Annotated in this window: 22 protein-coding genes; 17 read left to right on the top strand and 5 right to left on the bottom strand. The window is 50.0% G+C overall.

The annotated features are described in order from the left end of the window. The first annotated feature begins 3 nt into the window (after positions 1-3). From QWY82_RS15380 to QWY82_RS15360, 5 genes are read left to right on the top strand one after another with little or no spacing between them, the layout of a single operon-like run. On the top strand, positions 4-450 hold the full coding sequence (locus QWY82_RS15380; protein ID WP_290264133.1) for a pilus assembly FimT family protein: 447 nt from the start codon (positions 4-6) through the stop codon (positions 448-450). Continuing rightward, on the top strand, positions 447-929 hold the full coding sequence (locus QWY82_RS15375; RefSeq protein ID WP_290264131.1) for a type IV pilus modification PilV family protein: 483 nt from the start codon (positions 447-449) through the stop codon (positions 927-929). Before QWY82_RS15380 ends, QWY82_RS15375 begins: the two co-directional genes overlap by 4 nt. Further along, positions 929-1,708, top strand: a complete 780-nt coding sequence (locus tag QWY82_RS15370) for a PulJ/GspJ family protein (RefSeq protein ID WP_290264129.1) — start codon at positions 929-931, stop codon at positions 1,706-1,708. Before QWY82_RS15375 ends, QWY82_RS15370 begins: the two co-directional genes overlap by 1 nt. Positions 1,709-1,754: 46 nt before the next feature. Beyond that, positions 1,755-2,156 (top strand): hypothetical protein, encoded by a 402-nt coding sequence (locus tag QWY82_RS15365; RefSeq protein ID WP_290264127.1) that lies wholly within the window; start codon positions 1,755-1,757, stop codon positions 2,154-2,156. After that, positions 2,153-5,773 carry a LamG domain-containing protein gene (locus tag QWY82_RS15360; protein ID WP_290264124.1) on the top strand — a complete coding sequence of 1,207 codons (3,621 nt, stop codon included), beginning with the start codon at positions 2,153-2,155 and terminating at the stop codon, positions 5,771-5,773. Before QWY82_RS15365 ends, QWY82_RS15360 begins: the two co-directional genes overlap by 4 nt. A gap of 23 nt (positions 5,774-5,796) precedes the next feature. Here the strand turns inward: QWY82_RS15360 and QWY82_RS15355 are convergent, their stop codons facing one another. Beyond that, positions 5,797-6,336, bottom strand: coding sequence for a glycine cleavage system transcriptional repressor (locus QWY82_RS15355; RefSeq protein ID WP_290264122.1), 540 nt, complete (start codon positions 6,334-6,336; stop codon positions 5,797-5,799). Positions 6,337-6,471: 135 nt separating this feature from the next. Here QWY82_RS15355 and QWY82_RS15350 point away from each other — a divergent pair, with 135 nt between their 5' ends. Genes QWY82_RS15350 through rlmM form a run of 4 tightly spaced genes read left to right on the top strand, consistent with a single transcriptional unit; the run spans position 6,472 to position 9,322 of the window. Continuing rightward, a complete protein-coding gene (locus tag QWY82_RS15350) occupies positions 6,472-7,278 on the top strand; it encodes a class I SAM-dependent methyltransferase (protein WP_290264119.1) in 807 nt (268 codons plus the stop codon). A 3-nt stretch (positions 7,279-7,281) separates the two neighbouring features. Continuing rightward, the gene (locus QWY82_RS15345; protein WP_290264116.1) at positions 7,282-7,530 is read left to right on the top strand and encodes a YheU family protein; all 249 of its coding nucleotides are present in this window, start codon (positions 7,282-7,284) and stop codon (positions 7,528-7,530) included. 48 nt (positions 7,531-7,578) lie between these two features. Further along, positions 7,579-8,238: an alpha/beta family hydrolase gene (locus QWY82_RS15340; RefSeq protein WP_353958712.1), complete on the top strand. Its 660-nt coding sequence runs from the start codon at positions 7,579-7,581 to the stop codon at positions 8,236-8,238. 25 nt (positions 8,239-8,263) lie between these two features. After that, the gene (rlmM, locus tag QWY82_RS15335) at positions 8,264-9,322 is read left to right on the top strand and encodes a 23S rRNA (cytidine(2498)-2'-O)-methyltransferase RlmM (protein WP_290264112.1); all 1,059 of its coding nucleotides are present in this window, start codon (positions 8,264-8,266) and stop codon (positions 9,320-9,322) included. Positions 9,323-9,347: 25 nt separating this feature from the next. Here rlmM and QWY82_RS15330 read toward each other — a convergent pair whose 3' ends face one another. Then, positions 9,348-9,629 carry an antibiotic biosynthesis monooxygenase family protein gene (locus QWY82_RS15330; protein ID WP_290264110.1) on the bottom strand — a complete coding sequence of 94 codons (282 nt, stop codon included), beginning with the start codon at positions 9,627-9,629 and terminating at the stop codon, positions 9,348-9,350. Positions 9,630-9,731: 102 nt separating this feature from the next. Between QWY82_RS15330 and tusA the strand changes: the two genes are divergently transcribed. Continuing rightward, positions 9,732-9,992 (top strand): sulfurtransferase TusA, encoded by a 261-nt coding sequence (tusA, locus tag QWY82_RS15325; protein ID WP_290264108.1) that lies wholly within the window; start codon positions 9,732-9,734, stop codon positions 9,990-9,992. On the opposite strand, the gene QWY82_RS15320 is transcribed toward tusA, so the two are convergent. Further along, positions 9,989-10,687 (bottom strand): hypothetical protein, encoded by a 699-nt coding sequence (locus QWY82_RS15320; protein WP_290264106.1) that lies wholly within the window; start codon positions 10,685-10,687, stop codon positions 9,989-9,991. The two genes, tusA and QWY82_RS15320, sit on opposite strands and share 4 nt — an antisense overlap. A gap of 345 nt (positions 10,688-11,032) precedes the next feature. Here QWY82_RS15320 and QWY82_RS15315 point away from each other — a divergent pair, with 345 nt between their 5' ends. The 4 genes from QWY82_RS15315 to QWY82_RS15300 all read left to right on the top strand — a co-directional run bounded on the left by QWY82_RS15315 (position 11,033) and on the right by QWY82_RS15300 (position 15,280). Next, entirely contained in the window at positions 11,033-11,908 is an 876-nt protein-coding gene (locus QWY82_RS15315; RefSeq protein ID WP_290264104.1) for a 5'-3' exonuclease, read from the top strand. 49 nt (positions 11,909-11,957) lie between these two features. Then, a complete protein-coding gene (locus tag QWY82_RS15310) occupies positions 11,958-13,094 on the top strand; it encodes a 4-phosphoerythronate dehydrogenase (protein WP_290264102.1) in 1,137 nt (378 codons plus the stop codon). Positions 13,095-13,176: 82 nt separating this feature from the next. Further along, entirely contained in the window at positions 13,177-14,340 is a 1,164-nt protein-coding gene (locus QWY82_RS15305) for an ATP-NAD kinase family protein (protein WP_290264101.1), read from the top strand. After that, complete coding sequence (locus QWY82_RS15300; RefSeq protein ID WP_290264099.1) at positions 14,333-15,280, top strand: class I SAM-dependent methyltransferase; 948 nt, start codon at positions 14,333-14,335, stop codon at positions 15,278-15,280. The genes QWY82_RS15305 and QWY82_RS15300 overlap by 8 nt, the downstream gene beginning before the upstream one ends. A gap of 23 nt (positions 15,281-15,303) precedes the next feature. On the opposite strand, the gene QWY82_RS15295 is transcribed toward QWY82_RS15300, so the two are convergent. Together QWY82_RS15295 and QWY82_RS15290 are read right to left on the bottom strand one after the other, a co-directional pair. After that, on the bottom strand, positions 15,304-15,768 hold the full coding sequence (locus QWY82_RS15295) for a hypothetical protein (RefSeq protein ID WP_290264097.1): 465 nt from the start codon (positions 15,766-15,768) through the stop codon (positions 15,304-15,306). After that, positions 15,765-16,985 (bottom strand): pyridoxal phosphate-dependent aminotransferase, encoded by a 1,221-nt coding sequence (locus tag QWY82_RS15290; RefSeq protein WP_290264095.1) that lies wholly within the window; start codon positions 16,983-16,985, stop codon positions 15,765-15,767. Before QWY82_RS15290 ends, QWY82_RS15295 begins: the two co-directional genes overlap by 4 nt. A 90-nt stretch (positions 16,986-17,075) precedes the next feature. Here QWY82_RS15290 and msrB point away from each other — a divergent pair, with 90 nt between their 5' ends. From msrB to QWY82_RS15275, 3 genes are read left to right on the top strand one after another with little or no spacing between them, the layout of a single operon-like run. Further along, complete coding sequence (gene msrB, locus QWY82_RS15285; protein WP_290264094.1) at positions 17,076-17,510, top strand: peptide-methionine (R)-S-oxide reductase MsrB; 435 nt, start codon at positions 17,076-17,078, stop codon at positions 17,508-17,510. Further along, positions 17,507-18,178, top strand: coding sequence for a DNA-3-methyladenine glycosylase I (locus QWY82_RS15280; RefSeq protein ID WP_290264092.1), 672 nt, complete (start codon positions 17,507-17,509; stop codon positions 18,176-18,178). The genes msrB and QWY82_RS15280 overlap by 4 nt, the downstream gene beginning before the upstream one ends. Before the next feature lie 9 nt (positions 18,179-18,187). After that, entirely contained in the window at positions 18,188-18,919 is a 732-nt protein-coding gene (locus QWY82_RS15275) for a DUF1499 domain-containing protein (RefSeq protein WP_290264090.1), read from the top strand. Positions 18,920-18,929 lie beyond the last annotated feature (10 nt).

The raw sequence follows: 18,929 nt of genomic DNA, 5'->3' as shown, positions 1-18,929 counted from the left end.
TATATGCGTTTGGATTCAGTGTTAAGGAATGACGGCGCTTTTAAGCGCCGTTTTCAATTGGCGTTTACGTTGATTGAGTTGGTCGCGGTGATGATTTTAATTGGTATATTGAGCGCGGGTTTTATCGGGCGCTTTGCCGATGAGAATAGCCGAAAATTGCAAACCTCCCGCGACGATATCCTAGCCGCCTTACAGTTTGCCCAGCAGAAGGCCATGGATCAAACGGAGAGCGTCTCGGTTTTGACTTCAGGAAATACGATTAATGTTTTGGTTGCCGGTAATCCTGCTTCATTTGGATCGGTAACCTACCCCCTGATTTTAGAGGTCGCGGTCTCCAGTGCTAGTTTTTCCTTTAATCGTTTGGGCGAAACCACTAGTTCCGCAATTACACTGACCAGCGGCAGTGATACTGCAGTGGTAAATGTTTCGGCAGCCGGGTATGCGCGATGAATAGGGCAGGGCCGCAACCCTATCAATTAGGTGCCTCATTAATTGAGTTGATTGTATTTATTGTTGTAGTGAGTGTATCGCTGGTGGGCATTTTATCGGTATTTAATAGTTCGATGTACCACTCGGTGAACCCCATTGTTCAGATATCAGCCATCGAATTAGCACAAGCCAAAATGGATGAGATCTTGGCGCGTAAATTCGATGCCGCTAGTCCCACCGGTGGCGTGCCTGCCTGTGGATCGGCAGAGCCGGGTAGCGTTGCCTGCGCGGGTATTTCACCCAATGGTGTATATGACGATGTGGGTGACTTTGATGGTCAAGTTGAATCGCCACTTACTGGTTATACGTTGACCACGAGCGTAGTTAATGCCGGTGCAGATTTAGGTTTGGCGGCTGACCAGGCGAGAAGAATTACCGTGGCAGTTGCCATGCCGAATGGCGAGACTATACAGCTGGCCAGCTATAAGGTGAATTTCTAATGAGTAAAGGTTTTACACTCATTGAGCTTGTTGTGGTGCTGGTGGTTTTTGGCATTATTGCTGCCATGGGTAGCAGCTTTGTTGTTACATCTATAACGGCCTACAATCAGGCGGCGGAACGCAATAAACTAGTGGAGAGAAGCCGGGCGGTGGTTGAACGCATCTCGCGCCAGCTCCGTATTGCCTTACCTTATTCTTTGCGAGTTAGCGCGAGTGGAAACTGCATTGAGTTTATGCAGCTAACGGGCGGCGCTAACTACGAAGGCATTTTACCTGATTCTTCTAATGGCGCCGCAGCAACTTCAAGTATTCTGGTATCAGCTTTTGAGCTTTCGCTAGGTGCGGGTGTACATCTAGCTGTTGGGGCTATGCATGCTAGCGAAATTTATACGACCTCTGCTATCGCGTCACGTGCCACCATTGCTAGTCTCGCAGGGGCGCCCATCAGCCAAATAAATCTTTCGCAGCCGCATACTTTTCTGCGCAATTCCATTAATAGCCGAGCTTACGTGATGGACTCGCCTGAACGGTTTTGCGTCAGTGCAGGGCAAATGCTGCATTACAGTAATTATGGTTTGGATACGGGCACACTTGGCGATAGCGCTCCGATGGGCGATAGCGCAGTGATGAGCGATGATGTAAGCGCAATAGCGCCGGTATTTTCCTTATCTCCCGCCACCGAATCGCGAAATACCCTCGTCGCTATTCAGTTCGCTTTGAGCCGGCAGGGTGAGACTATGAATATTCAGCATCAGGTGCAGGTGCGCAATGTCCCTTAATTCTAGATACAAGCTTTATGGATTAAAGCGGCAGGCTGGATTTTTAATGCCATTGGCGATTTTTATCATCGTTAGCATGGCAGGTTTCGCCTTGGGTATGGCAAGAACAACGTCGCAAACTAACTCTAGTGCGACACAAACTATGATTTCCATTCAAGCCTTTTACGCGGCAGATACCGGCGCTCAGTGGGGAATGAATAGATTATTTTATAACACCTCGGGTGCTATATCGCGCGCGTCCGTGGATGCTAATTGCACTGCGCTAGCGGGTCAAGGCGTGAGCTTCGATGTGGTTGGCCTAAAAAATTGTAGCACGCAACTTCAATGTGTTATTGATGTCGATAGCAGCAATACTATTAGTTACTACCGCATAACCAGCGCTGCAGCGTGTGGTAATGCGCCTATTTTTGCGCAGCGCACCGTTGAACTATCGGCCTTCATGAAATGAAAAAATTATTGTTTTTTTTATCAATTTTATTGCTGAGCTTTTCTTGGCGAGTTGATGCGCAGACCTGTGAGTCCATTTTTCCCGATGCCGCTTCGAACAGTAATGATAGTGGGGGTATTACGCTTGGCAATGGATCTACTATTTATAATTCACCGGACAATATTCTCGATACCCGAACTCTATCTGTGCCGAACTATAACAACTTGAGCTGTAATGGGGTTATTTGTACCAAGTCAAACAATGTTGTACCGGCGGGTAATCCCAAGTCGATACCTAGCGGGTCTAATGTTACCCTAAATTACCAGCAGACCCTGAGTTTGGCGCCGGGCGCCTACGGTAATTTATTGATGAACTCCGAATCTACTTTGTTATTGTCGCCCGGTGATTATACTTTTAGCGGCACGGTAAGCACAGGCTACCTGAGCGCCGTTCGATTGAGTTCCGATGGTAGCGCGAGAATATGGGCTAAAGATACTATAAGTGTGGCTAATCAATCATCGATTGGTGTTAACAGTTTAAGCCGTCACATTTTTTTATACAGTGAAGAAAATGTTACTTTGGTTTCCTCGTCGACGGTTTATGCTTTTATTTATGCAAACCGAGATGTCTCCCTGAATAATCAGGCGCAAATATTCGGTGGTATCACGGCAAGGCGTAATATCAGCATGGGCAGTTCAAGCTTTGTTACTTACAACCTAAATAAACTAGCGCTCACTGACTTCGGAACTTTTTGTACTAACACGGCGACGTTGCCAACAGCGCTTGCTGAGTATCGACTAGAAGCCACAACCTGGGCTGGTGCTGCAAATGAAGTGATTGATAGTAGTCCCAGTGGCTTTAACGGGCGGGCAATAAGCTACGGTGGTAGTTACCCCGGATCTTCAAATACGACGCCGGCAATTTCAGGCGACCCCGGCAGTTGCCGCTATGGTATTTTTAACGGCGCCTCGAGTGGTCACCTGCGCATTGAAGACCGCAATGCTTTGGATTTGCCGACTAGCTTGACGGTAGGAGTTTGGATTTATCCAACGGCTCTGCCATCTGGTGGCGGTTTACACACTATTGTCTCTAAAGATGAAAACTTTGAATTTCACCTAAATAGTAGTGGCAATATATTTTGGTGGTGGGGTGGCGGTTCGCGTTCTTTAGCTACAAGTGGATTGAATTTGGCGCTCAATACTTGGCACCATGTCGTCATTACCTATCAGCTAGGCGAACAGAAAATATATATTAACGGCGTTGAGCGCGCGGCAACCAATTACAATGGCAATATGACTACCAATGGCGACCCCTTACTCATTGGTACGGATTGGAATTTTGATAGTCGAAACTTTGTTGGGCGTATAGATGAGGTGAATCTGTTTCGGGAAAAGCTGACTGCTTTACAAGTTGTCGGCCTCATGAACAGAACCCATCCTTGTCAAAATACACCAACCTTAGGCAGTTTTGACATTGATGTGGGTGGCGGCAGCGCAAGTGTGTGTTCGCCTAAGCAAGTGACTATTACGGCCCGCGATTCCAATAATAATGTTTTCACCGGCTATACAGGTACGGTAAATATCCAAACCACCACGAACCATGGCGATTGGAGCGTGGTGAATGGCTCTGTAGCGCCGCGATTTGTCGCGGGAGCTAATGATAGTGGTCAGGCGAGTTTTACTTTTAACGCGAGTGATGCGGGGCAGGTACAACTGAATTTAAGTAATCAGCACGCGCAAACGCTCAGGGTTAGAGTCACGGAAACTTTTCCTAATTCGGGTACTTTTTCGCTCAGCAGTAATTTAACGTTTTCGGCCAATGCGTTTGTGGTTAGTTTTAATGATTCACTTAACGACGATGTTGTGGCAGGTAGAGATCACGGCTTCCGCGTTCAGATGTATCGGCGTGATTCCACAACCGGCGATTGCGCAGTGGCGTCGAATTATGCTGCCAGCAGTATAAAAACATGGTTGGTGCGGCACGCGCAAGACCCCAGCGGTGCAGCGCCCAATATCAACGCTGTGACCTTACCCCTAACTGAACCCGGCGCAGCGAATGTGACTTATCCTTTTGTCAGCGGCGCTTCGACCTTCAGCCTAGCGACGACGGATGTTGGTAGATACACCATTTACTTTAAAGACGATAGCAGTGGCTTTTCAGATCAACCGATTCTTGGTGATAGTGGCACGGTTATCGTCAGGCCATTTGGTTTTGATGTTAGTGTTCCGGGAAATCCTAAGGGCGTTACCGCGACGGGCGCAGTATTCGGAGCAGCCGGTCAAAACTTTGTGGCAGATCTGCGCGCTGTGTTATGGCAAGCCGCTGACGATAACAATGGCGACGGTATGCCTGACGGCCACGCCGACGGCGATGCTTCGACCGGCGCCAACCTGGCAAATAATCCTGCAGCGATTCGCTTTGGTCAAGAGTCGCCAAGTGAAGGTAGCTTGCTAAGCGCCGTATTGGTTGCGCCCTCAGGTGGCAATGACCCGGGTTTAGGTAACGGCGAGTCCAGTGGTGATGGCCGAGTTGTGGCGGGTTTTAGTAATGGCGCAATACAAAGCGGTAATATTTATTATCCCGAGGTCGGGGCCATTGAGTTAAATGCACGCCTGTTGGGTACAAGTTATCTTGGCGCCTCGGCTGCGCGCACCGCAAAAATTTTAGGTTCTACCTACGTTGGCCGTTTCACGCCCGCCTCCTTTTCATTAACGCCCGTCTCGGTTAACGAAGCCTGCTCGAGTTTTACCTATATGGAGCAGCCTTTTGATCTGAGCTATCGCCTGACGGCGCAGAATGGATTAGCAAGCCCGCAAACAACGCAAAACTATCAGGGCACATTTGCCAAGTTAGGTACTGGTTTGGGCAGTTTTGATTATGCCGCTAAGAGTTTAGGTGTTGATCTATCCAGCCGCGTTGCCGGCGCGACAAATGCCATTTCTTGGGTAAATGGCGTGGGTACTGTGGTGGTTGACCCAATTACGTTTATGCGGCAGGCAAACAGCTCCCCAGACGGCCCCTTAAACAATCTTGAATTGGGTATCGCGGTTACGGATGCGGATGGTGTTGGCCTCAGTAGTGCGAGTTTAGATTTAGATGTTGACGGCGATAGCTTAGGTGATCATGGGTTGCTGGGGCAAACACGGCAGTTATTTGGCCGATTGTATGCCAAGGATGCTTTTGGTCCGGAGTCCACTAATATTCCTATGTTTTGGCAAGCTGAGTATTTCGATGGCACCCAGTTTGTGCGCAATGGCAGCGATAGTTGTACCGAGTTGGCGTTCAGTCAAATAAATTTTGTTGGCGCTACAACTGCTATCAATGCGGCGGCGCAATCTGTTGCGGTGACCTTGGGCGGCGTAACCTCAAGCTTTAGTTTTGCTGATCCGCTAGGGGTGCAGACTTGCATGACGGCCACCGGCGTGGGCTTTTGTGCAGGCTACGCGGGTCGCTTTTACGGCGCGACCAATGCAATAGTGACTTTTCCGGTGCAAATTAACCTTGCCAATTATCCCTATTTACGGTTTGACTGGAATGGCGACGGGAATTATGGCGATGTGTCACACCCGCAGTTCAATATTAACTTTGCCAGCTACCGCGGCCATGATCGCATCATATTTTGGCGTGAACGGCTGTGATTAGCCGTTCATTTTGTTTGCCATCAGTGGGTAGTGGTGGGCGTTGGAATTTCTAGTTCGATATCGACGGCCAGCTCATCGGCAATTTGATCGAGCTTTTCGGCAAGCTCGTCCACGTCACTGTCCATGGGAATTTGTAAAATACCATTGGCTTCGAATAAAGGTTCGCCAGACCAAGGCATACTGCTAAAATCTGTTGCCAATTCTTCGACATTTATATTTCGAGCACTTAGCGCTTGAGCCACTTCCTTAACGATACCGGGCCTGTCGTTACCAATGAGATTAAAACGAATTTCTTTATAACTCTGAGGCTCTTCTTCAGTGTCGGCGACATCGACTAAGGTTCGGATGCCCTTAGCGGTAAGAGCGGCTAAGTCAGCCTTAAGGTCTTCTAAGTTTTCGTCGTCTACGGTCACAAGTACTAGGCCACTGAATTTGCCACACAGGTTTACCATGCGACTTTCTTCCCAGTTACCATCGTGGGCGCTGACAACCTGAGCCAGGGTTTCGATGATGCCTGGTTTGTCTTTGGCAATAATAGTGACGATTAAGTGCTGCTTCATAATGGGCTCCTACAGTAGATAGATCGAGTGTAACCTAAGCTGTGTTACATTTCAGGGCTTTGACTTGTTGGAGTGAGTCGGTTTAACTAGTCGACGATTCTCATAACGTCATTTATTAAATAAAGAGGGAATACCATGCTGTCTCGGATTATTAAAATGGGTTCGGTTATCCTATTGGCTACTTTGCCTATGTTTGGCTCGGCCGAGTCAATACAGGCTGCTATTGCGGGCGAACATCGCAGCGAGGCATCCAGTGCGCGTGATGAAGCGCGTCATCCAGCTGAAACCCTTGCGTTTTTTGGTTTCAAACCGACGGATAAGGTGATCGAAATTTCGCCAGGTGGCGGTTGGTACACGGAAATTTTGGCGCCGGCCTTGTATCAAAATGGTGAACTTTACGCGGCGCATTTTCCTGCGCAAACAGACGTCCCTTACTACCAGCGTTCCAGGCAGGCCTTTTTGGAGAAGTTGGCCGCCGAGCCTAGCGTTTATGACAAGGTCAAGGTGACAGAATTTATCCCTGGCAACCCAGCGGCTGCAGGCCCCTTGGGCGGCGCAGACAAGGTGCTAACATTTCGTAATGTGCATAATTGGATAAAGGCCGGCAGCGGCGAGCAGGCGTTTGTCGACTTTTACGCCATGTTAGCTAAAGGCGGCGTTTTAGGTGTGGTAGAGCATCGCGCGAAAGCGGGCACTACGCTCGAAGCCATGAAAGTGTCGGGTTATGTGACCGAGGCTGAAGTGATTCGTCTGGCTGAAAAAGCCGGCTTTGTCTTGGACGCTAAAAGTGAGGTGAACGCCAATGCCAAGGATACGGCCAATCACCCTAAAGGTGTTTGGACTTTGCCGCCATCCTTGGCTCTGCAGGACGAAGATAAAGATAAGTACCTCGCGATTGGCGAGAGCGATCGCATGACCTTGCGCTTTCGTAAGCCTGAGTAATCTATGATCGTCATCCCTGTTGATCAACTACCAGCAGACGCATTGCAAGGCTTAATCGAGGAGTTTGTCACCCGCGACGGCACAGACTATGGTCAGGAGGAGATGAATCTTGCCCAAAAGGTCAGCCAAGTGAAGTCTCAATTGCAGCGGCGAGAGGTTTTGATTGTGTATAACCTAGCAGACGAGCAGGCCAATATCCTCACCCGGCAACAGTACGAGGAGCTGCAAAGGCAGGTGCAGGCCGTAGACTAGATATGTTGGGGTTGGTGAGGGAAGAGGGGCTATAATGCCCCTCTTTTTATGTGTGGTTGGTTGATGTCGAATAAAGTACCTACGGGCGCGTTGCGCAATAGCCCTAAACAACCAGTGGCACGTGTGCTTTTTTGCCACGGGGCCGGCGCGCCCATGGACAGCGCGTTTATGAATACCATGACTGAACTGTTGTGTGGCTACAGTCTGGATGTGGTGCGTATTGAGTTCCCCTATATGGCCGAGCGCCGGCAAACCGGTAAGCGCCGTCCGCCTAACCCCATGCCGCAATTATTAGAATTCTTAGCGCAACAGGTGCGGGCCTGGTCAGCCTTTGATCACTTACCTTTGTTTGTTGCCGGCAAGTCAATGGGAGGCCGCGTCGCGGCCATGTTAGACTTGCCCGAGGTTCGCGCTGTTATTGCCTTAGGTTACCCGCTTCACCCTGCGGGCAAGCCAGAGAAGCTCAGGCTTGAGCCGCTGCTGGTGCGCAGGTGTCCACTGCTAGTCGTTCAGGGCGATAGAGATTTACTGGGAAATAGAGCTGAATTCGAGGCCTTAGCATTGCCTGAAAGTGTTGTGCTGCACTGGCTGGCGGATGGCGATCACGATTTGAAGCCCCGAGTGAAATCCGGCCTTAGCCATATCGACCACATGCAACGAGCGGCCCAGCTTATCGCCAATTTCACCTCAGATTTGATCGCCCATTAAAGCCTTAATCCAATAGAGATTTAGAATGAATCATTTGTTTTTACATTGTCGCGGTGGATTTGAAGGTGAGTGCGCTGCAGAGATTTCTGAGCAGGCAAGCGAATTAGGCATATTTGGCTACGCCAAAGCGAAGGCTCATAGCGCCTGTGTGATTTTTGTGACCAACGAACCCGAAGGCGCTTTGCAGCTTATTGATAGTTTGGCCTTTGACCGGCTGATTTTTACTCGGCAGTGGTTCGTTACACGGGGTGAGTTAACTCAGCTGCCAGTCGAGGATCGTCTCACGCCAATTTTAGCTGCAACACGTGAATTGCCTTTGTGTAGCGAGTGGTTGGTCGAAACTGTTGATACCAATGAAGGCAAAGAGCTTTCCGGTTTGGCAAAAAAGTTTTCGACGCCGCTTGCGCGCGCGCTTGAAAAGAAAAATATGATTCAGCGCAAGGGGAAATACTGCCTGCATTTACTGTTTACCTCAACCGGATCGGCTTATTTAGGGGTTAGTCCTAAAACGAATAGATCACCCTGGTCTATGGGCATACCGCGGTTGAAATTACCTAAGGAGTCACCCAGCCGCGCCACCTTAAAACTTGAGGAGGCGTGGCACCAATTTATTCCTCGCGATAATTGGGATAAGGAATTGCAAGGCAGTATGAAAGCCGTGGATTTAGGTGCTGCCCCCGGTGGATGGACTTGGCTGTTGGTGCAGCGCGGTATGTTCGTGGAGGCGGTGGACAACGGCCCTATGCAACATGAACTGATGGAAACAGGCCAGGTAACCCACCATCAGGTCGACGGCTTTCAGTTCGAGCCTCGAAAGCCAGTGGATTGGTTGGTGTGTGATATCGTCGATAAGCCGGCGCGCGTGGCGGCGATGATTGTGCGCTGGTTCGTGCAAGGTAACTGCCACAAGGCCATATTTAATTTGAAGCTACCGATGAAGCAGCGCTACCAAGAAGTGCAAAAATTATTGTTGCGTATTGAATCTGAGTGCGAAGCCGCGGCCACGCCGGTTGCGATACGCGCGCGGCAGCTCTATCACGATCGCGAAGAGATAACAGTGATTGCGCGAAGAGTATCGCATTAAGTCGTGCCGGCGAGATTTTGGCCTGTTAGTTTTCCAGTAGTGTGACTTTTTCTGGCTCGGCCAAGGTGGGGTTGATATGGTTCATCATATCGCGACGCGCGTCGCTTTCGGCCCAAGTTTGCCAGTCGCGCAAGGTGCGAAATTTACACATGACGAAGCGGCGCAAGGGGTTTTCAATGTCGGTGAAGGTTTCACCGCGGATAAAACCCTGCGCTTGAAACGCTTGATGTAAGGTACTTCGTGCAGCCAACTCATAGGTTTCCGGCATGTCGTGTGCGATTAAGCGTTCAATTAATACATGAATCATGGTAAATATTTCTCAGCAATAGCAAAGTCGTCAATTTAACGGCGATTGCTAAGATATATCAAGATCTAACGATTAATGAGAATTGATTTCAGGGAATTATTTATGTCAGAGCTAGATTGGGCTGAATTACAGGCGCAGGCAAAGCATACGCTTGATGCGAGCGGGCTGTTTTGCCCAGAGCCCGTCATGTTGTTACACAATGTGGTGCGAGATGCCGCACCGGGCGACAAGATTCTGGTGCTAGCAACAGATCCCTCCACAGTGAGGGACATTCCTAAATTTTGCCAGTTCCTTAGCCATCTGCTCATCGCCAGCGGTGAGCACGATGGAAAATATTGCTATCTCCTAGCGAAGGCGAGTTAACTGCCTTCGTCAACCAACGCCGATATTGCGGCCATGGCTTCAGGGTCTTGGGATTTAATTTTATTGGCAATTTGGTGTTGAAAATAATAGCGAAAGCTATCGCAGGTGTCGGCGGCAAATAAACAGCTGTCGCCGGGTAATACTGGGGTGCTGGCAACTTGCTCCGGGTCGACCAACATACCGCTGATACTGCCGTCAAAATGTAGACGCCAGCTCACTACCTCTGACAGGGTGAGGCTGTGTGAACCGCGCTTAGATAATACCGCGTGGGTACCGATGGTATCGGGTATTTCTTGCACTATGGCATCGGGGCTGTCGGCGCTACTTTCGTAATACTCTGCCGCCGATTCTAACTCTACAATTTTATGAATGGGGGCGTGATGGAAAATCTCCTCCAAACCTGGGTCATAGTAACCTTCGAATTTGCCGTTCAGGGGGTCGTTAATTTCGGGGCAGGCGACAATATTGTTAAGCCAGGGGACTAGCCCGACAACTTCGCCGTTTTCTCGCAGTGCCCAGCAGAGGATTTTCAAACTAAATAATTTATTGCTATCGGAATCGTTGGCATAGAGTATTTCGAGGCCATCGAGTTCTGGGGATATACGGATAAAGCGTTCGCGCCGCGCATCGTCGAGGCGTTTGCCAGTGAAGAAGTCGAAAACGTTGTGGTTGCTCTGGTCAGATGAGGAACGCATAAAATGACCTCCTGAGACAATAAGCCCTTCGGGCGCGATATGGGCTACTGAAACCGAGTCAGTAGAACGTTGCAAAGCACCTTATATCTGCCCATACGTTAAATCCTATCGGGCGGGTACACAAGAGGGGAAGTTTGCGCCATACTCTCAATATTCCAACTTTGTCTAAGCAAGCAGAGTTCGGAGAATATTAGGTTAAAATTCGAGCGCTCTGGTGGATATTTGACTCGGTTTTAACACTCTAGCGGGAGAGGTGTTCAGCCTCTTACTCTGCGGTAACAGCTGCACACTATAACTTTCATGAATATAACAAATAATTCTAAGCCGTTCTCTCGGCGATGGTTAGTGGATGCGTCTATCTACATCTTCAGAGCTTATTTCTCCCTACCGCCGAATTGGCAAAGCAAAAGTGGCTACGATACCGAAGCGGTTTATGGCTTTACTAACTTTTTATTAGATCTACGCATTGGCCAGCCTAGCCATGTGGCCGTTTGTTTCGATGAAAGTTTGGAAACGGGCTTTAGGCATAGAATTTACCCGGAATATAAGTCCAGTCGTGCGCTACCCGATGAAGCTCTGGGCTTTCAATTATTGATGTGCCAAGAGGTGGCGGCAGCACTTGGCTTTTCGATCTTTTCTAGCACCGAATATGAAGCAGATGATTTGATCGGGTCTTTGTTAACCAGCTTGCATGCCGATCTTGAGCCGGTGGCAATACTCAGCCGGGATAAGGACCTCAGTCAATTATTGCTTCGCGAGCAAGACTACCTTTGGGATTATGCCGCGAATATTCGAGGCTTTCGACCCGATGTTGCTGAAAAATTTGGCGTCTGGCCCGAACAGTTGGTTGATTATCTCGCGCTTGTTGGCGATGCCAGCGATGATATTCCCGGTGTGCCTGGGGTTGGCAAAAAAACCGCCGCAACTCTGTTAGCCAATGGCCGAGCACTCAGCTATTGGCAGTTAAACCCGATTGAGTTGGCGTGTGTGAATGTTCGAGGCGCAAAGCAACTCGCTGCGAAAATAAGCGCATATGCTGAGCAAATTTCACTGGCACAACGTTTAGCCAAGATTGTTTGCGATATCCCCTTGGTGGCTAGCGCTACGGCGTTAGAGCTCAAACCTATGGATATTGACTTGGCGCAAGCGCTGTTTGAGCAGCTGGGAATTAAAAATTTGAACAAAAAATTAATGCGCGCTCATAAGCTAGGGTCTGAATGAGCCGCTTGATCAACATTATTGTTAACTAACGTCTGGAAGCTGTCACGCGATGAAACCCCTAATCCTTGTCGATGAAAATATCCCTGAGGCGGAGTTGTATTTTGGCCCTTTAGGACGGGTGCAACGCTTTGCTGGTCGCAATTTATCAGCGCGGGATATCGGTGATGCCAAGGCGTTAATCGTTCGCTCTGTGACTAAGGTAGATGCCTCGCTGTTGTCTGCCAGTCAAGTTGAGTTTGTGGGTACCTGCACTATTGGTACTGATCACGTTGATCAGCAATGGCTAGTAAGCCAGGGCCTCGGCTTTTCCAGTGCTCCAGGTTGCAATGCAAATTCGGTGGTGGAGTATGTTATAGCGGCCTTGGCCTATGCCGAGGTGGATTGGCAAAATCTCAGTTTCGGTATTATTGGTTGTGGCAATGTGGGTGGCAGCGTATATCGGGCCTTGTCCAGCTTAGGCGCTGATGTCATGGCTTACGATCCGCTGATTGACCAACAGGCCTTTCCCAACATGGGCAGTTTAAGCCAAGTACTAACGCGTGATGTTATTTGTATTCATGCACCTTTAACCCGCGTCGGCGAGTTTCCAACTCATCATGTGATTGCTGAAGCTGAGTTGATGCAGTTGAAACCTGGGGCATTATTGATCAGCGCGGGGCGCGGTGCTGTGGTTGACAATGAAGCTCTACTGACCGTGAAAAAGCTACGCCCCGATGTAAAGCTTGTGTTGGACGTGTGGGCGCACGAACCATGGGTTTGCCCAGCGCTGTTGGCGCAAGTGATAATTGGAACACCGCATATTGCCGGTTACTCTTGGGATGGCAAGGTCACCGGTACGCGTATGATCGCCGAGGCGCTGGCTCACTTTTGGGGCGGCACTGTGCCAAGCGAAGCTGAGTTGGGCGCGGCTGTATCCAATCAGCTCATGCCCCTGCCAATGTCATCGGACGCTTGGCAGCAAGTGCGAGAAGCGATTTTGCAAAGTTACAATATCGCCGGCGATGATCAACGTTTACGTGCCATGGTTGCCAAAGCTCAGGGTAAAGAAGAGATTGAACGTGGCTTTGATGTATTGCGTCGACATTATCCCGAACGCCGGGAGTTTCGTTTTTCGCAGCCGATTGTTAAGCCCGCAGACCCGGCGGCTATTCGCTGTTTAGAAACCTTAGGCTTCTCCTTTTTATAATGCTCGCGATATCAACCTATAGCTCTCAAGCATTCCGGCTTAAGCGCCAGTCATTAATTATTCAGATAGAAAGTAGGTATTGATGCAATCTCAATTTCCGCTGATATTGAACCGAAAATTTAGATTAGGGCTCATTGTCAACAGCTATGCAGGCCTTGGTGGTTCAGTTGGTTTAAAAGGCAGTGATGGCAGCGCGACAGTTGAAGCCGCGTTTGAGCGGGGGGCAGAGTTTCGCGCGCCGGCCCGTGCTAAACGAACCTTACAACTACTCCAAGGTTTACCCATTGAGATTTTTTGTTTTGCCGGGGAGTTGGGGCAAGATGCTGCCATTTCTGCTGGCTTAACCCCAGTGGTGGTTGGCCAGCCGTCGTCAACGCCTTCAACGGCAGCAGATACGATCGCGGCGGCCATGAGGTTACATGAGCTAGGTGTCGATCTGATTCTTTTTGTGGGTGGCGATGGCACAGCCCGCAATATTTTCGAGGCCGTTGGTTCGAGCCAAGCGGTGTTGGGTTTGCCGAGTGGGGTGAAAATGCATTCGGGGGTTTATGCCATTGCACCCGAGGCTGCAGCGCAAGTTATTATCCAGCTTAATCGCGGTGAATTGGTTTCCTTAGCTTTGTGTGAAGTGCGCGATATTGACGAGGCGCTGTTTCGCCAAGGCCAGGTGCAATCGAAATATTTTGGTGAGCTATTGGTGCCCTCGGAGCCGCGCTATGTGCAAGCGGTAAAGCAGGGTGGGCGAGAAGTCGAAGCCTTAGTGCTCGACGACATAGCTGCCGACGTCATAGAGGCTATGGAAGCCGACACCCTGTATCTATTCGCACCGGGTTCTACGACCTTTGCGATTACCGAGGCGCTGGGCTTGGAGGCAAGTTTGTTGGGCGTGGATATAGTGCTCGATAAGCAGTTAATGGCTAAGGATCTCGGGGCGAAAGCGCTACAAGAAGCGATATTATCCCATGCTGGCCCAGTTAAATTAATCATCACGGCCATTGGCGGCCAAGGGCACATCATTGGCCGCGGCAATCAGCAGCTATCACCGGCATTGTTGAAAAAAATTGGTAGGGATAATGTGATCGTTGTGGCGACCAAAACAAAACTCGAAGCCTTGGCGGGCCGGCCTTTGTTGATCGATAGTAATGATCCAGAGTTAGATGCACAGTGGCAAGGCTATATTCCCGTGATCACCGGTTATCGCGACTCTGTGCTCTATCCCTTGGGTTATGGGGCGCAAGATGTTTGAACCTTTACGTGAAAAGCTTAGTCTGCTGACAGATAAGTTAAGTGCGCCAAAACCATCGAAAGATTCGTCGACGTGTTCATTTACAGATAGCTACCGTGTGTTTCACGGCCGGGGCAATTTATATCCAGATCTTAATATGGTAACGGTGGATTGGTACGCACCGGTTTTATTGGTGACCTTGTTTAAAGAGCCAGCGCAAGATTGGCTCAATAATCTGCTTTTGGTTCTAGCCGCAAGCGCGAAAGGGGACAATATTGCAAGCGTTTTACTTCAGCACCGCTACCTACACGACACGCCAACGCAAGTTGTGCGTGGTGAATTACCAGAAAGTTGTTACGCCCAGCGCCAGGGCCTCAAATTTGAACTGAGCTTGGGCGATCGGCAAAATGTTGGCTTTTTTCTCGATATGGAGCCGGGGCGTTTGTGGTTAGAGCGGCGCTGCGCCGGTAAGCGCGTGTTAAATTTATTTGCCTTCACCTGCGCATTTTCGGTGGTTGCTGAGGCTGCGGGCGCCGCTTTTGTGCTTAATGTCGATATGAGTAGTAGCGCGCTTAACCGTGGCCGTAAAAATCATAGGTTGAATAATTTGCCGCTGCGCGGCGTGTCATTTCTGGCCGAAAATATACTGAAGTCTTGGGGCCGCATCAAAAAATCGGGCCCCTACGATATTGTGATTCTCGACCCTCCGTCCTTTCAGCGCGGCAGTTTTGTGGCAGAAAAAGATTATGCGAAGCTACTGCGCCGGTTGCCGGAGTTGTTGGTGCCGGGTGGGGATGTGTTGGCGTGTTTGAATGCGCCGGAATTAGAAGTTAGTTTTTTACGCCAACAGTTTGATGCCTATTGCCCGCAGGCAAACTTTGTTGAAAGATTGCCTGCTAGTGGTGATTTTCCCGATACCGATGCCGAAAAAGCGCTCAAGCTGCTGCATTTTTCGCTCTAGCCGTGTTTCTTGTGAACGGTTGATTAATGGTTGCGCGAGCAATTCATCAGGTAAGTCATAAACTGGCGAATATCCCCCGATGTAGCTTGGGCGACCAAAGTTCGCATGACATTAATATTGGAGTAGCGTTCCTGAATAACGGAGGGCGGTAGATCTGCCGCGGGTGCCAGTTTTGCCACGAGGGCAAGACTCGCGGCATCTTCACAGGGTGAGGATAGCAGCGTGAAGCCTTTATGGCTGAGTACGGCTTGGTCTATGGCTTCCTGCCGAATGGTGTCGGCATAATGCAGGTAACCGGCCTGCGCTAGCCAGAGCATGGCGCCCAAACAGGCCATGTGTCTTTGGCTATGTAGACCAAAATCATCTGTGTGATCGGCCCCGGCAATATCTTCCACATACACGGCGTTTGGACGTGGAAAGAACGCGAACAGCTGACTCAAAACGAGGGCGCTGTCCTTGTAGAAGTCATCGATATGGATATCACTCATGTGTCTTGGCTGTAGCGTCCAATGAATTTTCCAAAACGCGTTAAGGCGTTAGTGATCTCATCTTGGCGGGGTAAGAATACCACGCGGAAGTGATCGGGCGTCGGCCAGTTGAAGGCGGTGCCCTGTACAATCAGTATTTTTTCCTGCAATAGGAAATCCAATACCATCTGTTGATCATCTTTAATGCTGCACTGGCTCAGATCGATTTTGGGAAACATGTAGAGAGCGCCCTTGGGTTTCACGCAACTGATACCAGGGATTTTTGCTAGGGTGTTATAGGCCGCTTCGCGCTGTTCGTATAAGCGACCACCGGGAGCGATGAGCTCTTTGATACTTTGATAGCCACCCAGCGCTGTTTGAATAGCATACATCGCCGGTACATTGGCGCATAAACGCATGGACGCGAGCATGTTCAAGCCTTCGATATAGCCCTTAGCTTTGTGTTTTGCGCCGTTCAGTACCATCCAGCCAGCTCTGAATCCGGCTAGCCGGTAGTTTTTTGATAGGCCGTTAAAACTTAAGCACAGCACGTCTTCAACTAACCGCCCGACGGGAATGAACTCGGCATCCTCGTATAAGATTTTGCTGTAAATTTCATCGGCAAAAATAATCAGCTTGTGTTCGCTGGCAAGTTTTACCAATTGCTCCAACATGTCTTTGCTGTACACAGCACCGGTTGGGTTGTTTGGGTTAATGATGACAATGCCGCGGGTTTTATTGGTGATTTTGGCCTTGATATCCTCGATGTCTGGATACCAATCGGCTTGCTCGTCGCATAAGTAATGTACAGGGTTGCCACCGGCGAGCTTCACGGACGCTGTCCACAGCGGGTAGTCTGGCGCCGGCACTAGAATTTCATCGCCGTTATTGAGTAGCGCTTGCATGGCCATCACTATCAGCTCAGACACGCCGTTGCCGAGGTAAATATCGTCGATGTCGACATTCGGTATGCCGAGTGTTTGGCACTCTTGCATGATAGCCTTACGGGCGGCGAATAGGCCTTTCGATTCGGTATAGCCTTGGGCGTTGCGCAGGTTGTAAATCACATCCAAGATGATTTCATCGGGCGCTTCAAAGCCAAAGGGCGCTGGGTTGCCGATATTGAGTTTTAAAATGCGGTGGCCTTCTTCTTCAAGGCGATGCGCATGCTCGAGCACTGGGCCGCGAATTTCGTAGCAAACGCCGTGCAATTTGTTGGATTTATAGATGTGGTCCATATGCAGTAGACTGCCCGTATCAGGTTTCTGTGGAACGAATGTAATAAAAAAGCGCAAATTTAGCGCATTTGTTGTTTTAGGGGGGCGATTATGTCAGATGACAGTAAAAATAACGACGGCTTTTGGCGATCCAATTTAACGCCAGAGGAATATTATGTGTGCCGAGAAAAGGGCACCGAGCGGCCGTTTACCGGCCGTTACTGGGATGAAAAGCGCCCGGGTCTTTATACCTGTAAGTGCTGCGGCGAGCCCCTATTTGATGCGGCCACTAAGTTTGATGCCGGTTGCGGTTGGCCCAGCTTTTACGCGCCTTTACACAAGGGCAATATCAAAGAGGTGATGGACTCAAGCCATGGCATGGTGCGTACCGAAGTCACCTGTCGTCATTGCGGCTGTCATTTGGGGCATGTGTTTCCAGATGGCCCACAGCCCACCGGCGAACGCTATTGCATTAACTCGGCGTCCATTACCCATGAGAAAGATCTGTCCAAGCTTGATACGCCAGACGGAGAGGGCGAGGCGTGAGGTCTTTCAAAGAGATTAGTGCCATCGCCGAACTGCACAAGGGCGGCCGCCGGGCCGTGGCGGCGTTAATGCCCGAGGTCAGCAGCCCAGCAGTGCTGGCTGGGCTGAGTGATGACCGGTATTTGTCTGAACTAGCCCGTCGTGTGTTTCGGGCGGGTCTGAAGCATGCCATGGTCGATGCTAAGTGGCCGGCTTTTGAGCAGGCCTTTTGGGGTTTTGTGCCGGAAAAAGTGCAATTAATGTCAGACGAGCAGCTCGAACGCTTGGCCAGCAACCCCGCCATTATTCGCCATCTGGGCAAAATTCGCTCGGTGCGGGCCAATGCGGCGATGGTGGTGCAAACGGCTAAGCTGCACGGCAGTTTCGGCCGATTTATCGCGGATTGGCCGGGCGAAGACATTATTGGTCTATGGGCGTGGCTTAAGAAGCAGGGCAATCAAATGGGTGGCCACTCGGGGGCAAGGTTTTTACGCATGGTGGGAAAAGACACCTTTATCTTAACCGATGATGTGGTTGCGGCACTTAAGCACGATGGCATCGTCAACAAAATGCCAACCGCAAAAAAAGATTTAGCGCGGGTACAGGAAGCGTTTAACCACTGGCAGCGAGAAAGCGGCTTGCCACTGGCGTTTATCAGTAAAACCTTATCTCTCACTGTTTTCGATTAGGAGTATTAAATGAATAAGCCTTGGATGCGTTGGTTGTTGTGGATACAAGTCGGGTTGTTGGTTGTGCTCTTGCTGAGTATGTTGGCTAACAAATTTGCCTTGGTGGAATTTAAGCTGGCATTTCTCACCTTTTACAAAGCTATTCAAGTGGTCATCCTAGTCAGTGCGCTAGGTCTGGTGGGTTTGATCGTTGCTTGGTGGCGAAAACAAACTGCCTCCATTCGCCCAGCTTTGTTCACCGTTTTGTTGGGGCTGGCGCCGGTACTTATGGTGTTGGCGATAGTAGGGCAGGGGCTCAAGGTACCAGCGATACACAACATCACCACGGATCTACAAAACCCGCCTGAATTTGTTTTGGCCTATGAAAACCGTGCTGAAGGCTTGAACAGTTTGGATGCGCCGAGCGACGCGGTGCGCGACATGCAGCGTGATTATTACCCTCAGCTTGGCAGCCTAACCTTGGCGCATACACCGGCGCAGTCTTTTGAACTGGCATTGGCCGCTTGCAAAGGCCTTGGTCTGGAGGTTACCCATTCAGATCAATCCACGGGCCACATAGAGGCCATAGAAGAAACGCTGTTTTTTGGATTTAAAGATGATGTGGTGATTCGGGTTATGCCCGTGGAGGCTGGCAGTCAAATTGATTTGCGCTCTGTGTCGCGGGTTGGGCGCAGTGATTTGGGTGCGAACGCCAAGCGTATCGAGCGCATTTTAGCGGCCATTAAATCCAGTGCTCAATAGCAGCCTGAGA

Source organism: Simiduia curdlanivorans (genome assembly GCF_030409605.1).
Lineage (GTDB): Bacteria > Pseudomonadota > Gammaproteobacteria > Pseudomonadales > Cellvibrionaceae > Simiduia > Simiduia curdlanivorans.
The sequence above is the reverse complement of the archived record's forward strand: the minus strand, read 5'-3'. Positions and strand labels throughout refer to the sequence as shown.

Bases quoted from the DNA above. Each gene is read 5' to 3' on its own strand.
- QWY82_RS15300 (WP_290264099.1), top strand. From the start codon at position 14,333: ATGTTTGAACCTTTACGTGAAAAGCTTAGTCTGCTGACAGATAAGTTA.
- QWY82_RS15355 (WP_290264122.1), bottom strand. From the start codon at position 6,336: ATGAAGCAGCACTTAATCGTCACTATTATTGCCAAAGACAAACCAGGC.
- QWY82_RS15320 (WP_290264106.1), bottom strand. From the start codon at position 10,687: ATGCGTTCCTCATCTGACCAGAGCAACCACAACGTTTTCGACTTCTTC.
- QWY82_RS15295 (WP_290264097.1), bottom strand. From the start codon at position 15,768: ATGAGTGATATCCATATCGATGACTTCTACAAGGACAGCGCCCTCGTT.
- QWY82_RS15305 (WP_290264101.1), top strand. From the start codon at position 13,177: ATGCAATCTCAATTTCCGCTGATATTGAACCGAAAATTTAGATTAGGG.
- rlmM (WP_290264112.1), top strand. From the start codon at position 8,264: ATGAATCATTTGTTTTTACATTGTCGCGGTGGATTTGAAGGTGAGTGC.
- tusA (WP_290264108.1), top strand. From the start codon at position 9,732: ATGTCAGAGCTAGATTGGGCTGAATTACAGGCGCAGGCAAAGCATACG.
- QWY82_RS15275 (WP_290264090.1), top strand. From the start codon at position 18,188: ATGAATAAGCCTTGGATGCGTTGGTTGTTGTGGATACAAGTCGGGTTG.
- QWY82_RS15375 (WP_290264131.1), top strand. From the start codon at position 447: ATGAATAGGGCAGGGCCGCAACCCTATCAATTAGGTGCCTCATTAATT.
- QWY82_RS15290 (WP_290264095.1), bottom strand. From the start codon at position 16,985: ATGGACCACATCTATAAATCCAACAAATTGCACGGCGTTTGCTACGAA.
- QWY82_RS15370 (WP_290264129.1), top strand. From the start codon at position 929: ATGAGTAAAGGTTTTACACTCATTGAGCTTGTTGTGGTGCTGGTGGTT.
- QWY82_RS15350 (WP_290264119.1), top strand. From the start codon at position 6,472: ATGCTGTCTCGGATTATTAAAATGGGTTCGGTTATCCTATTGGCTACT.
- QWY82_RS15330 (WP_290264110.1), bottom strand. From the start codon at position 9,629: ATGATTCATGTATTAATTGAACGCTTAATCGCACACGACATGCCGGAA.
- QWY82_RS15380 (WP_290264133.1), top strand. From the start codon at position 4: ATGCGTTTGGATTCAGTGTTAAGGAATGACGGCGCTTTTAAGCGCCGT.
- QWY82_RS15340 (WP_353958712.1), top strand. From the start codon at position 7,579: ATGTGTGGTTGGTTGATGTCGAATAAAGTACCTACGGGCGCGTTGCGC.
- QWY82_RS15345 (WP_290264116.1), top strand. From the start codon at position 7,282: ATGATCGTCATCCCTGTTGATCAACTACCAGCAGACGCATTGCAAGGC.
- QWY82_RS15310 (WP_290264102.1), top strand. From the start codon at position 11,958: ATGAAACCCCTAATCCTTGTCGATGAAAATATCCCTGAGGCGGAGTTG.
- QWY82_RS15365 (WP_290264127.1), top strand. From the start codon at position 1,755: ATGCCATTGGCGATTTTTATCATCGTTAGCATGGCAGGTTTCGCCTTG.
- QWY82_RS15360 (WP_290264124.1), top strand. From the start codon at position 2,153: ATGAAAAAATTATTGTTTTTTTTATCAATTTTATTGCTGAGCTTTTCT.
- msrB (WP_290264094.1), top strand. From the start codon at position 17,076: ATGTCAGATGACAGTAAAAATAACGACGGCTTTTGGCGATCCAATTTA.